Genomic DNA, 14,310 nt, shown 5'->3' with positions numbered 1-14,310 from the left:
TACTCAAAAATATTTTGAAACTCAAGATAAAGCTGGAGTTGAAGTAGCTCAATAAAGAAAGATAAAATGATTTTAGATAATAAAGGGACGCGTAGAAATATGCGTTCCTTTTTTATTATAAAATCTATATTTTATTAATTTTAATACTTTACTAATAATAATTATTAAAGTAAAATATTAAGATATTAAATTAAATTTAAAGCGAGTAATCTTTATGAGAATTTTTATATTATTTATTTCTTTTATTTTAATCAATATTTCGGCTTTTCCTCAAATATATACTTTGCAAAGAGGCGAGAGAGTAAAAGACGGATATATTTTAGACGAAAATAATTTTGCCGTTATAATAGAAAAAACCGATATAGATAATCAAAAAACTTTTGATATAATTTATAAAGAAAAAAGATTAACGGGCTATAAAGACGCGGGAATAATAAAAATTCTTCCAAATAATATTTTAGTCGCCACAATGTTGAAATCTTCTACGGGAAAAGATATGTGGACTTTAATTTATGGCGATAAAGAAATGGAATTTGATTCTATAGAAAGAAGCGATTTTTCAGGAAATAATTCTATAATATTTGCAAGATTAAACGATTATGGAATCGCGATTATAAACGGCGAAAGACAAACGGAATACTCGGAGTTATTCGCTTCTATTATTGACGACAATGATTTTGCTTTTTCTTATTTAAGAGATGGAGAATATTTTATCAATATAAACGGAGAAGAGACACAAATTGACGGCAAAGTCGACAGAATGAAATATTCTACCTATGGAGACGAACTTATATATATTATTGAAGTAGAAGAAAGTTCAACTTTATCGAATGACGATACCGATATATTTTTTGAAGTCGTTGATTTTGCTTCTTTTGACGCTAATAATTATGCTGATGCCGTTAAATTTATGCCCGAAATTGATACTAACGATATAAATAATTCTATAATTACAAACGCATCGACTACAAATACTTCAATGATTACTAATTATAATTTATCGAATATCAGCGTCTATACAAATGAGGAAGGAATAACTGTAAAAGGACAATCCGACACTATAGCTCTTATGATTATAACGAATATTATAACAAATTTTATTTCATTACAAATGCCCGAATTATCTCAAGAAAATATTACAAACACTCCTGTAATGACAAGTCTTATTTTAAACGGCAGAAATTTAGGCGAATATAATTTAATAACTAATATGTCTTTTTCGCCCGATGGAAAAACTTTATTATTTATCGATATAGATACAAACGAAAATTTAAGTTTTCATGTTGGAGGAGAGATAATTACAAATTATGATAATATTCTTTTATATAAATATTCTGCAGATTCAAAATCTTTCGCCTATGCGGCGCAAACAAACGGTAATTCATTTATAATATTAAACGGAAAAAGATTAAATAAAGATTTTAATAATATAAACGAATTATATTTTTCTTCAAATAATAATTTAGTTTATAACGCTACAAAAGGCGATAGACAATATATTTTTACTGACGATTTCGAAAGCCCTTCTTATAATAATATAAATTCTTTTAAGTTTATCGGAGAATCTTTCGCATTCACGGGCGAGCGACTTGGGAAATATTATTATTTTATTTTAGATAAAGAGAATTTAAAAAGAAGAGAGTTTGGAGGCTACGATTTTGTATCGGCTATAAACGAAGAAACCGATTCTGCAATTTCTATAGTTTCTGACGGAAAAAATATATTTATAATTAAAGACGGAAATATTATAAATAATCGATAATTTTTTAAGAATTTTTTATTTTTGAAATTAATTCTTTTAAGTCTTTAGGCAAAGGAGCTTTTACTTTTATTAGTTTATTTGTTATAGGATGATTAAATTCTAATTTGTATGAATGCAACGCTTGTCTTATAAAAAAATCTTTTGGAATAACGCTTTTTTTAATAAAAGAATTAAAAACTTCGGGACCGTATTTTCCGTATATTTTATCTCCTAAAGTATAAAATCCAAGCGAATGCAAATGAACTCTTATTTGATGCATTCTTCCCGTGTATAATCTTGCCATTACAATTGCATAATCTCCAAATTTTTTTAAGGTTTTAAATTTTGTTTTTGAATATTTTAAATTTTTATTTTTTATATCTTTAATATTTTCAATATCCTTATTAAGAATTTGATATCTTCTATAAAAAATATTTCCTATCTCTTCCAAGTATCCTTCAACGATAAAATTATCTTCAATATTTTTTGCATTTTCAACTATCGCTATATAAGTTTTTTTTATTTTATTAGAATTATTTTTTGAATGCATTGAACAGAATTTTGAAGCCAATTCATGTCCTCTCGACATAACAACGCAACCGCTCGTTTCTCTGTCTATTCTATTTAACATATTTATATTGCAATTTAAATTTTCTTTCATTATCGTATGCAAAGTATTATAATAATATTTTCCCGAAGGTATAACGGGCAAATTTGCAGGCTTATTTACTATAATCAAATCGCCGTCATCGTAAATTATTTGAATATTTTTATCAATATCGGGTTCTTTTAGTCCTATCAAATGATAAACAATTTCATCTCCTTTTTTTATCTCTCTCGTATATTTTATTCTCTTTCCGTTTACCAATACCAAACCCTGCCCGACTAAATCCTGCCATTTATTTCTTGAATAATAAGAAAATCTATTTCCTAAATATTTATCTAATCTCATAGAATCAATATTTTCTTCAATTCTGCATTTTCTTATAACGGAGTTTTTATATATTTCCTCAAGGTTTGAATTTAATTTATTTTTCGCTTTTTTCATTTAGATTAAATTTTATTTTAGAAAATCTTTATATAACATACTCGGCTGAATATCGGTATTATTCTGATATTTTCCGCTATTATATTCTTCGTAATCTCCGCCAATCGTATGATAATATAATTGAGCTATTTCAACATTTGGATAAATTATTATTGGCTTGATACAAAATATTTCCAAAGTCCAATAACCCGAAAATCCAACATCGCCAAATCCCGCCGTTATATGAATGAAAATTCCTAATCTTCCAATAGAAGAGCGTCCTTCAATCATAGGAACGAATTTTTTTGTGCTTGTATATTCTAAAGTTCTTCCCAAGTATAATTGATTAGGTTCTAATTTAAAACCTTCTTCCGAAATTATAATTTCTTTAGTTTCGTTAGGTTTTTTCATGTCTAATAAATTTTCTTTATATATTAAAAGTTTATTATGGAGTTTAACATTATAACTATTTGAATTTAATTGATTTCTATTAAAAGGTTCTATTATTATATTTTTTCCTAAATTTTTTTCTATTTCGAGTCCCGATAAAATCATATTTTTGCCTTAATTATTTTCTTTATTTTTTAATTTAATATTGTATAATATATTTCATAAAATAAAAGTATGGAGTATCAAATGATAACTATAAATTATAAAAATACATTGAATTTTTTGAAAGAATACGAACTTGATTATTTGCATGATTTTGCAAAATATTCAAACGAACTTTTGGAAAACAAAAAAGGAGCGGGAAACGATTTTTTAGGTTGGGTTAATTTGCCTTCGGAAGCTTTAAAAACTTTTAAAGAAATCGATTCTATAGGAAAAGAGATTAGAGAAAACGCGGAAGTTTTGGTTTCCGTTGGAATAGGCGGTTCTTATTTGGGAGCGAGAGCGGTTATAGAATCTTTTTTAAATCCTTTCGCTCAAGCTAAAAAAGGCGCTACTCAAGTAATATACGCGGGACATAATATGAACGGAGAATATTTTAAGCATCTTTTGGATTATTTAGAAAATAAAGATTTTTATATAAATGTAATTTCAAAAAGCGGAACTACAACAGAGCCTGCGATAGCTTTTAGATTCTTAAAAGAATATGCCGAAAAAAGATACGGAAAAGAAGGAGCTTCAAAAAGAATAATAGCGACTACTGACGCTAAAAAAGGCGCTTTAAAAACTTTATCGACTGAAAATAAATATAGAACTTTTGTAATACCTGACGATGTCGGCGGAAGATATTCGGTCTTAACTCCCGTAGGTTTAATTCCTATTGCGGCCGCGGGAATAAATATAGAAGAGTTAATTAAAGGTTTCAATTCTATGGCAAAATTAACTAAAGATAGCGATTATAAAAAAAATCCTTCTATGTTATACGCTATAATAAGAAATATTTTATATAATAAAGGTTTTGCAACGGAGATTATGGTAAATTATATTCCAAGAATGCATTATATTTCAGAATGGTGGAAACAATTATACGGAGAGAGCGAAGGTAAAGACAAAAAAGGAATATATCCTTCTTCTGTGGATTTTTCAACAGATTTGCATTCTTTAGGACAATTCATACAAGACGGAAAAAGAGGATTATTTGAAACTGTTATAAGAGTCGGAAACGAAGATATTGATTTAAGCGTAAAAAAAGAAGATTCCGATTTGGACGGACTCAATTATTTGGACGGAAAAAAATTGCATGAAATAAATAAATCCGCTTTGGAAGCTACGGTTTTAGCTCATGTTGACGGAGGCGTTCCTAATATAATAATCGACATTGACAAAATTACTCCTTTTACAATCGGAGAGCTTTTGTATTTCTTTGAAAAAGCATGCGGAATTTCGGGATATATTCTTGGCGTTAATCCTTTTGACCAGCCTGGAGTTGAGGAGTATAAAAAGAATATGTTTGCTATGCTCGGTAAAAAAGGTTATGAGGAAATGGGCAAAACTTTAAGAGATAGATTAGGGAAGTAAATTAATTATATATTCATATAATTTAATAAATAATATATTTTAAAGAAAACTAGAATTATTGTTCTTTATATAAGTAAGAAAGAAAGTAAAAATTTTTTGTTTTTTAGTTTATTTGATATATTTTAAATTTTATTAAATTAAGCAATTAGAATTTTAATTATCGCTGAAATATTAACTTTATTTATTATTTTCATTATTATCGTTGGAATTTAAATTTCTCAATCTCTCTCTAATTTCTTTTGTTGATTGTAAAGCGTCTTTTTCTTTCATTTTTGGTTGTCTGAATATAGATAAAGTTTGATTTAAAATATTTTTAAAACTATCTTCAACCACATTTTCTTTAGAGTTTATATACATCATTCTTATTTGGTCTTTAATTTCTTTATCTTCTATTTTTTCAAGCAAATTAATATTATGGTCGGATATTGAAATTAAATACATTTCTTCCGCTATCTCTATAATCGAAATATATCTATTTGATGCGACAGTCGTTGTAGCTAATATTTTTATAATTTCGTTTGAACCCGATATTTTTTTAGTTTTATTTTTAAGATACATAAACACTAAATATATTCCGATTAAAGTTAATATAAATCCTATAATCGCTCTTATAAACATTCCTGTTGAACTTACGGCGGCTCTGTTTTCAATATTTCTTATATCTTGAATTATCGCAGGTTCGTTATTTGTATTATTTTCTGTTTCTGTGGGAACATTAAAATAATTTGAGGTTGCTTCGTTATTTGTATCGCCATTTTGAGAATAAGCCATAGATACGGCTATAAAAAATATTATAAATATCGCTTTCTTCATTTTAATCCGATGCGGAGAGCGAGGGATTCGAACCCTCGGTAGGAAAAATCCTACGACAGTTTAGCAAACTGTTCCCTTCGGCCTCTCGGGCAGCTCTCCAAACATTATACATTTTAAAAATAAGTTTTTTTATAATAACATAAATATATTTTTTAGTCAATATTTTTAAATGTATATTTTATTAATTTAGTTTTATAATTTTTTGGTTTCCGCCTATTTTATTTTAATTTTTTTAAAATAAACGCTTGATATATATTTTAATCAATGTTAAAAATTTTTTGTAAATTAAAAATATTTAAATTAATTATATTGACTTTATTTTAAAAGATTGTATTATAGTTAATAAATATTTAAATTATTTTGTTGACAAAAATTTTTAAATATTGTAAAATATTACTCAATTAATTAAAATAAATAGTTGACAAAATTTTTAAAATGTTTTATAATATTATTAAATTAAATTAATCAATATTGAAAAAAATTTAAAATAAACTATTGACTAATTTTTTAAATGTTGTATAATTTAATTGTAAAAGTATTTGCCGAGAAATCGGTGAGGAAAGTTTGATATGAAAACTACAACAAATAACAATACTGTAAATTTGTTAAGCAAAGCAAAGCAAAGCAAAGCAAAGCCATAATTATATCTTAAATAATTATTTTAAATTTCTATTTCAAAAATATTTTTTACATTTAGTTAAAATCTTTTTAACTTCAATTACTTTCGATAGCTTATCAGAGAGAAATCTCTGTTTAGTTATAAAAAAAATTTATTCAAAAGGAGTGTGCAAAATGAAACACACAAAAAACATTCTTAAATCTTTATTAATAACGGTAATGGCTTTATCGTTATTGTCGGTAAGCTGTAGCAAGGACGAAGGCGGAAGTAAACCTACTAACCCAACGCCAACTAAACTTGAATTAGCAAAACAAGCAGCGTCAGCAGCAAAAACAGAGGCAGCAGCAATAGCAGCAGAACAAGCACCAACAGAAAAAAAAGTAAAAACAGTGGCAACAATGATAGCAACAGCAGCAACAGCAATAGCAGATGCAGCAACAGGAGAGTTAAAAACAAAAGTAGAAGCAGTAAAAACAGCAGCGGAAGCAGCAACAAATAATTTAAAAGAAGAGGCAGGCAAAGTAGAAACAGCAGCGGTAGGAGCGGTAGCAGCAGTAACAGCAGCAAATACAGATTTAAAAGCAGCAGTTGATGATTTAAAAACAGCAGCTACTAGTTTAAAAACAGCAGCTCAAAAATTAAATTAAAGAAGCATATATCGAATAAAATAAAGATTTAAGACAACAACCTCTATGTTCAAAAAGAGCATAGGGGTTTTATTTTTTATAATGAAGATAATAATTTTATTTGTTTCTATGCGGTTTATAAATTATAGTTTTTCAATTTCTTTTATGGTTAAGCCTGTAATTCGTTTAATAGTTTCTATATCAATATTTTCTTTTTTCATTGCGGTTGCCATTGAGATTTGTTCTGCAAGTCTGCCTTCTTTAATTCCTTCCGCTTTGCCTTCTCGTCTTTTATCTTCAAGCGATATTTGTTTATCGTATTGATAGATTTCTTTTTTCTCATACTCCGACATCATTAATCGACTTCTAATAAAATTATTATATCTTTTATGCGCTTCTTCCATTATAGGTTTTTCTTTTACTATCTCTGACATATACTCCTCGCTACTGCGCACAGTCGTGCCATATTATTTGTAGTGAAAAATCCAAGCCAATAATTTAAATCCTTTTTCAAATTATTATCTTTGAATTTAAATTTCTTTAATTCTATCATATGTATTTGCAAATGGTCGGTTAATAATCTTTTACTTTTTGTATCGTAAATCATATAGCAACTGTGAACATTGCTATTCTTTTTATTCAAATTAAAATTAAGCAAATTAATGTTTATAACAGGAGTTAAATCATCATACTTTTCACCTTTCTTCAAAAGTTTACTATAATTTGCAGACCAATAATAAAGTATTCTTTCTGGAAATCTTGAATTGCCTGAAAGCTGAACTTCGATAATTACAACCGTTCCGTTTTTAGTAATGCATTTCACATCTACAATAGTCTCTTTATCATTGTAATGTTTTTTAAGATTAAACGGATTTAATATTTCAACTGCCTTAAAAGTTTTCATGTCAGCGCTAATCATAACGGCGTTTATAAAATCAAGCAAAACTTTTTCGCCTCCTTTATCAGTAAAGAAATACCGAACGAAACAATCATTAAGCGCATTAAAAGGTTTTTTATTCATAACAATATTATAACAAAAAAATTTTATTTGTCAAAGATATTAATCTAAAATAAAAATTGTTAAAATTAAAAAATTAATATATAAATTTTTTAAAAATATTATATAGTAATAAATATAACATTATAAGGAGTTTGTATGCAAAAGTTTGATATTTGCGTTATTGGAGTAGGAACTGTCGGAGCTTTCGCAGGTTATTATTTGGCTAAAAAAGGACTTAAAACCGCTTTGGTAGATATTTATTCTCCGCCGCATGATAAAGGCTCTTATCATGGAGATACGAGAATTTTTAGAATAGCGTATGGCGAAGGCGAAAAATATATTCCTATGTTAAAAAGAGCTTTTGATTTATGGGGAGAATTTGAAAAAGAAACCGATACAAAATTATTTGAAAGATGCGGCGTTATTAATATAGGGTATAAAAATTCGGATTTTATGATTAATATTATAAAAAGCGTTAATGATTATAAACTTGATTGCGAAATCATTGATAAAAAAGAAATAGAAGAAAGATATAAATTTTTTGTTCCAAATGATTTTATAGGAGTTTACGAAAAAAATACGGGATATGTTTATAGCGATAAATCAATAATAACGGCGTCTAACGAGGCTAAAAAATTAGGCGCTAAAGAATATTATAACGAAGAGATAACGGAAATTAAGAAAAATGATAATTCTTATTTAATAATATCTAAAAATTACGAGTTTGAAACAAAAAATATAGTATTAAGCGCGGGAACATATTCGGATGAAATTTTAAATCTGCTTTTAAAAATAATGCCTCTTCCTTGCATACCTATTTTTAAGAAAAGAAAAATTTTTTCTTGGTGGAAAAGCGAAGAATATATTTACGGAAAATTGCCAGCCTTTACTTTTGAAATAGACGGCGACCATTATTACGGTTTTCCAAATGCGGGAGACGGATTTAAAATAGGTAAAAATTTAAGCGGACAATATTATAATAAAAGAGAGGAGAGAGCGCCTTTCGGAGAATTAGAAGAAGATAAAAACGAAATAGGAGAGCATGCCAGAAAATTTATGCCTTATATTGGAGATTTTATAGAAGGAAAATCATGCAGTTATCCTATGAGTTTAGACGAAGATTTTATAATAGATTTTCTAAATAAAGATATATTATTTTTTGGCGGATTAAGTCATGGTTTTAAGTTTGCCACAGTTTTAGGCGAATTAGCAATGAAAGCGTTTATAGAAAAAGATTTTAAATTAGATGATAATTTTACTTTAAAAAGATTTAATTAATTATTTTAAATTATTTAATATTATTTTATATAATAAAAAATAACGCCCGCATATTAATAAAATATGAGAGCGTTATTATATTTTATTCTATAATTACTTATAGAACAGGACTTTCATGCATAGCCTTTAAGCGAGTCCATCTTCTGTCGACTTCTTTTTGGAAAGCTCCGAGTATATCGGGATATTTCAAAAGATGCTTCGTTTTTCCCATCATTTCAAGCCATTTTTCTACAGGTAATTTTTTATCGTCAGCTATCATATTGGTTATTGTCGTTACTCCATGTTCAACTTCGTATAGAGGGAAGAAACAAGTATCAACCGCAGCTTTAATAACATCTTTACCCATATCGTCAGGCGATTTCCAATTTAAAGGGCATGCTATTAAAATTTTGACGAAAGCCGTCCCATGATTATTCGCATACCATTGAGCTTTAGCCGCTTTTTTCACCAAATCCATTGGATAAGATTCGCAACCTGTAGCTACATAAGGTATATGACAACCCGCAAATATTTGAGCCACATCTTTATGGTTAAATTGTTTTCCAACTTCCGCTTTGCCGACATTTGAAGTTGAAGTTCTATGTCCTAAAGGAGTAGAGAACGACAACTGATTGCCCGTATTCATATAGCCTTCGTTATCGTATTCTAATATTATCATTTTATGGTTTCTAACCGCAGCTCCAATAGAAGGTCCCATACCTATATCATGTCCGCCATCTCCCGTAACCATTATAAATGTAGGGTCCTCAGGTCCGTCTATCTCGCCTCTTCTTTTTCTTTCATGATACATTTCAACAATGCCAGAAAGAGTGGCAGCACCGTTTTGGAATAGGTTATGAACATAAGTCGTCCTGTAAGAACTGTAAGGATAACCCGTAGTTACAACCATCGAACAACCCGTATGAACTAAAAGCACAACCGAACCTTCAATTCCTTTCATAAAAGTATTTATTCCAGAGAATATACCGCAACCGTTACAAGCGCCATGTCCTTGAGCGTATCGATAAGCCTTGCCCGTTAACTCTCTTAAAGGAGGAACTTTAACATCAAGTTTTTTAGTTTGCTCGTTCATTGTCACGGTTATTCCAGATTTTTGACTTTCTATTGTCAACGGTTCATGAATAGGTTTCATTTCAACGCCCGCATGTCCCATATACTGTTCTAAATAATCATGTTTATGAACTGTTCCAGGTTTTGCCAACTCGTCTATTCCAGCTTGGAATAATTTTTTAGCGCTATCTAAAGGGAATTCCGTTCCGCCAAGTCCGTAAGTTCTGCTTATAACGACTGTTTTATTCGTAGCGTCATTTTTCAAAGCCGCTCTTATTTCGGTAGACATATTTCCGCCCATACCAGAATAAGTGTCTTGTCTATCGCCTACAACTACAACTTTAACATTTGCCAATAATTTTTGAAGTTCTTTTTCAGGGAAAGGACGAATTTGAGATATCGCAAAAGTTCCTATTTTGAGTTTAGGATTTTCTTTTGTCATCTCATCAACCGCCAAAGTAGCCGTTTCATAAGCGCTTCCGCAAACCATTAAAGCGACATCTACATTATCCATTTTATAAGTTTCAATCGGCGAATATTTTCTTCCCGATAATTGAGCGAACTCTTCAAACACATCAAGTATTATTGGACGAGAGTCTTCTAACGCTTGAGATAATTGTAATTTGTTTCCCGTTAATTCGTCTTCATTCATGTAAGGTCCGATTGTAACGGGATGTTTAGAAGGTTCTACGGATGTAACTTCTGGAATATATTTTCCTAAAAAGTTTTGAACATCGCTATCGTTTTTAAATAATTGAACTTTTTTCTTCTGGTGAGAAGTAAAAAATCCGTCCGAAGAAACTATTATTGGAAGTTTAGCTCTTTCTGCAATTTTCAAAGCCAAAATATTGAAATCGTAAACCATTTGAGTAGTATGAGCCATTATTATTATCCAACCCGTATTAAGCGCCATCATTATATCCGATTGGTCGCATTTAATATCCAAAGGTCCTGAAACCGTTCTGTTTACCACATTCAATACCATTGGGAATCGAGTTCCAGATTGAACGGGAAGCTGTTCCATAGCGAATAGGAGTCCGTTCGCGCTTGTAGCGTTGAATACTCGTCCTCCAGCCGTGGTAGCTCCAAAACATATTCCCGCAGCTCCATGCTCTCCGTCTCCTGGTATCATACATACTTCATGTCTTCCGTTAGCCTTCATTTCGTCCAAATATTCGGCTATTTGAGTGGAAGGCGTTATTGGATAATAACCCATTACATGATAATTGATTTGAGCGGCCGCTATGGCTGCAAGCTCGTTACCACTTTCAAGTATATTTTCTTGTTCAGCAAGTTTGTATTTATTAGCCATTTATACGCTCCTTATTTATTTTTCTTATAACGACTGTAGGTTAATTTATCTACATCGAAATTTACTTCTAATTCGATTCTTAAAGCCTGCTGGTCTTTCTCCAAAGGTTTAGGAGCATAAGGACCTTTAGGACAAGCTCTAACGCATTTTAAACAACCTTTACAGTATTGATAGTCTATGCCCATCATATTCATAGCGGTAACTTCTGGTTTTTTTCTGTCTGGACCTCTTTCCCATACTATGCATAAATCTGGACATACCGCTTCGCATTGAGCGCAGTCTATACAATTTGCAGGATTGAATACGGGAATTTTACCCGTTCTCGTAACTTGCAAATCTTTTAAAGTGCTGTTTCCTGCCGCGCTTATATAACCGCCCGTTAGCTGATTATTTTTACCGTAAACGGGTTCTGGTTTTTTGTAAGGAATATAAGGGTATTTGTCTTCGGGAGCGAATACTTCCTCTACGGAATCATCGTATCCTCTTCTAAACGCCTCTATATTCGGCTCTACCAATTCGGGCTTCTTTCCGTCAAACTGTTTTCTAATTTGCTTTTCAAACAGTTCTTTTTCTATAAACGGAAGCTGTTTAATCATAGCGCCCATAATAATGGTGTTTGCGGCTTGCGATGGAAGATGCAAATCGCCCGCAATTTTAATAGCGTCCACACAAACTACTTTTCCGCCATGAAGTTTAGCGAAATCTCTCGCTTCTTTTGGAGACATATTGGTATTAAAAATAACGATAGCGTCATCTTTAACGCCCATTAATGTCATTGGGTTTTTCAAAAGATTCATATGGAAAACCGCTACAACATGTGGTTCTTCAACGGTAGAATTAACTCTAACCGAAGTTTCCGAATCGGCAAATCTAACGAAAGATTTAACGGGAGAACCTTTCTTTTCGGAACCATAACTTGAGAATGCGGCGCCGTTATAACCTTGTGATAAAACGCCTACATCGGCAAGCATTTTACCCGCGCTATTTGCGCCCATTCCGCCTATACTTTCGAGACGAATCTCGAAAAAGCCTAAATCATTGACTTTTGGAAGTTTCACAACTTTTCTCCTTTTGTTATAAAAATGAGATTTTTAAATTAATATCGATACAACAATATCAATCTATAATATTTTACTACAAAAAAAATAAAAGTCAAATTAATTACAATCTTATATATTATTATATATTGATATAATAATATACTATTTAAGGCATTTTTATTAAACAAAAAAATAATATCTCAATTTACAATTTACTTATTATTTGAATTACTAGATAAAATCATAAAAATCGTTGATAAAATAATTAAAATAGAACCTATTATAATATTTATAGTTAGTTTTTCGTCATATATTAAAGCGGAAACTATAACTGTTGTCGTAGGCTCGAACATATTGAGTATTGAAGCCAAAGAAGAACCTAATTGTTTAACCCCGTATAATAAAAGCCCTAAAGAAAATATTGTGCATAAAATTGATATTGCGGTAAAATTGTAGAAAACAAAAATATTATTTAATAACTGCAAACTATTAGTTAATATTCCAGCTATAAAAAATACTACCGATACGATTAAAGACATATAAAATAGAGAAACCATCGTATCCAAACTTGCAAAAGAAGATTTTTTATTTGCGATTATATATACTCCGTAAGTAATCGTTGTAAGCAAAGCGTATATAATTCCCTTAAAAGATTCTATCGCCGCTATTTTAGTTAAAAGGAATATTCCAATAATAGAAGATAAAGCGGATAAGATTTTTAATAAATTAATTTTTTCTTTATAAATTAAAGTCATTAAAATTAAAACGACAACGGGATAACCAAAATGAATCATATTCATAAGCCCAGCTGAAATATATAATAAAGATTGAGATAAAAGATAAAAAGTTAAACCAAGTCCGATAACGCTAAATATAAATAATTCTATAAACTGTTTTTTATTTATTTTAAAACTCTTTTTTCTTATAATTATAATGATAAATAAAGCAATAGAAGTAAATAAATATCTGTAGAAAACTATTGATATTGAAGAATAATTATAAGGAATAATATTTTTTACAAATATCGGCAGAAAACCGTAAACTATAGAACCTATTATGACTAATAATATATTAAACATTTTTATCTTTCTTTTAATTAATTAGTTTAATTATTGTATTTATATTCGTTTATAAAATCAAACAAATTTTATAATTTACTTTTTACAATTTAATTTATTATAAAGTAAATATATTTAATAGAAACAAATAAAAAAGACGACACATTTTCATGCATCGTCTTCTCAATTCGTATTACTTAATTATTAGATTTTATTAACATAAACCTTTTGTCCGTATGGAAGATTTAATATAATTCGATTTCCGCTTATATCAAGGCTAAATGTCATCCATGAACCTTTAACTGTAAATGTTCCATTAACGCTTTTTCCTGCTTCCCATTTAGCTTCTCTTCCGCTGTCTACATATACTTTATAGAGCGTAACATTATCGCCGTCTAATACAGCTTTATGTTTGTAAAAACCTTCTCCTTTTCCATCGTTATATTTATTAGAGCTTATATAACTGCCAGCGTATTTAGAAAAAGTTCCAACCGTTGGTTTAGGTTCTTCAGGAGTTTCAGGCGTAGTTGGTCCTTCAGGCTTTACAACTTCTTCTGAAGAATCTTCAGAAAATGATGCTAAAGGCGCTGTCGCTTTGTTTTTGCATGCTATAGACATTAACGCTATCATAATTGCAAGCGCTACAAGATATAACAATCTTTTGTTTTGTTTCGTTTTAGTCATTTAAATCTCCTCGTTAGGATTTACATCCAAACATTTTTTTATTTATTTTCTATACTTAAGATAACAAATTTTTTAAAAAAGTCAACTACTTTTT

At 29.6% G+C, this 14,310-nt stretch carries 11 protein-coding genes, 1 tRNA gene and 1 pseudogene; 4 read left to right on the top strand and 9 right to left on the bottom strand.

Translation table 11 applies throughout. The features are described from left to right. Positions 1-214 precede the first annotated feature (214 nt). Complete coding sequence (locus EPJ79_RS03235; RefSeq protein WP_147738420.1) at positions 215-1,762, top strand: TolB-like translocation protein; 1,548 nt, start codon at positions 215-217, stop codon at positions 1,760-1,762. 4 nt (positions 1,763-1,766) lie between these two features. Here EPJ79_RS03235 and EPJ79_RS03230 read toward each other — a convergent pair whose 3' ends face one another. Both EPJ79_RS03230 and dcd read right to left on the bottom strand, forming a co-directional pair. Beyond that, positions 1,767-2,789 (bottom strand): pseudouridine synthase, encoded by a 1,023-nt coding sequence (locus EPJ79_RS03230; protein ID WP_147738419.1) that lies wholly within the window; start codon positions 2,787-2,789, stop codon positions 1,767-1,769. Positions 2,790-2,801: 12 nt separating this feature from the next. Next, positions 2,802-3,323: a dCTP deaminase gene (gene dcd / locus EPJ79_RS03225; RefSeq protein WP_147738418.1), complete on the bottom strand. Its 522-nt coding sequence runs from the start codon at positions 3,321-3,323 to the stop codon at positions 2,802-2,804. Between the two features lie 81 nt (positions 3,324-3,404). Between dcd and EPJ79_RS03220 the strand changes: the two genes are divergently transcribed. After that, on the top strand, positions 3,405-4,736 hold the full coding sequence (locus EPJ79_RS03220; RefSeq protein WP_147738417.1) for a glucose-6-phosphate isomerase: 1,332 nt from the start codon (positions 3,405-3,407) through the stop codon (positions 4,734-4,736). A 177-nt stretch (positions 4,737-4,913) separates the two neighbouring features. Here EPJ79_RS03220 and EPJ79_RS03215 read toward each other — a convergent pair whose 3' ends face one another. Both EPJ79_RS03215 and EPJ79_RS03210 read right to left on the bottom strand, forming a co-directional pair. Beyond that, on the bottom strand, positions 4,914-5,549 hold the full coding sequence (locus EPJ79_RS03215; protein ID WP_147738416.1) for a FliO/MopB family protein: 636 nt from the start codon (positions 5,547-5,549) through the stop codon (positions 4,914-4,916). Between the two features lie 12 nt (positions 5,550-5,561). After that, a tRNA-Ser gene (locus EPJ79_RS03210) sits at positions 5,562-5,648 on the bottom strand. A 693-nt stretch (positions 5,649-6,341) separates the two neighbouring features. Here EPJ79_RS03210 and EPJ79_RS11500 point away from each other — a divergent pair. After that, the gene (locus EPJ79_RS11500) at positions 6,342-6,815 is read left to right on the top strand and encodes a hypothetical protein (protein WP_158634345.1); all 474 of its coding nucleotides are present in this window, start codon (positions 6,342-6,344) and stop codon (positions 6,813-6,815) included. Between the two features lie 122 nt (positions 6,816-6,937). On the opposite strand, the pseudogene EPJ79_RS03200 reads toward EPJ79_RS11500, so the two are convergent. Continuing rightward, positions 6,938-7,815: pseudogene (locus EPJ79_RS03200) on the bottom strand (Rpn family recombination-promoting nuclease/putative transposase). A gap of 135 nt (positions 7,816-7,950) precedes the next feature. Here EPJ79_RS03200 and solA point away from each other — a divergent pair. Next, positions 7,951-9,072 carry an N-methyl-L-tryptophan oxidase gene (gene solA, locus EPJ79_RS03195; RefSeq protein WP_147738415.1) on the top strand — a complete coding sequence of 374 codons (1,122 nt, stop codon included), beginning with the start codon at positions 7,951-7,953 and terminating at the stop codon, positions 9,070-9,072. 97 nt (positions 9,073-9,169) lie between these two features. Here the strand turns inward: solA and EPJ79_RS03190 are convergent, their stop codons facing one another. The 4 genes from EPJ79_RS03190 to EPJ79_RS03175 all read right to left on the bottom strand — a co-directional run bounded on the left by EPJ79_RS03190 (position 9,170) and on the right by EPJ79_RS03175 (position 14,216). Further along, positions 9,170-11,434: a thiamine pyrophosphate-dependent enzyme gene (locus EPJ79_RS03190; RefSeq protein WP_147528486.1), complete on the bottom strand. Its 2,265-nt coding sequence runs from the start codon at positions 11,432-11,434 to the stop codon at positions 9,170-9,172. An 11-nt stretch (positions 11,435-11,445) separates the two neighbouring features. After that, entirely contained in the window at positions 11,446-12,492 is a 1,047-nt protein-coding gene (locus tag EPJ79_RS03185) for a 2-oxoacid:acceptor oxidoreductase family protein (RefSeq protein ID WP_147526640.1), read from the bottom strand. Between the two features lie 194 nt (positions 12,493-12,686). Then, positions 12,687-13,553 carry a DMT family transporter gene (locus tag EPJ79_RS03180; protein ID WP_147738414.1) on the bottom strand — a complete coding sequence of 289 codons (867 nt, stop codon included), beginning with the start codon at positions 13,551-13,553 and terminating at the stop codon, positions 12,687-12,689. A 183-nt stretch (positions 13,554-13,736) separates the two neighbouring features. Beyond that, complete coding sequence (locus tag EPJ79_RS03175) at positions 13,737-14,216, bottom strand: hypothetical protein (protein ID WP_147738413.1); 480 nt, start codon at positions 14,214-14,216, stop codon at positions 13,737-13,739. Positions 14,217-14,310: the final 94 nt, after the last annotated feature.

Source organism: Brachyspira aalborgi, assembly GCF_008016455.1.
Taxonomy (GTDB): domain Bacteria; phylum Spirochaetota; class Brachyspiria; order Brachyspirales; family Brachyspiraceae; genus Brachyspira; species Brachyspira aalborgi.
The sequence above is the reverse complement of the archived record's forward strand: the minus strand, read 5'-3'. Positions and strand labels throughout refer to the sequence as shown.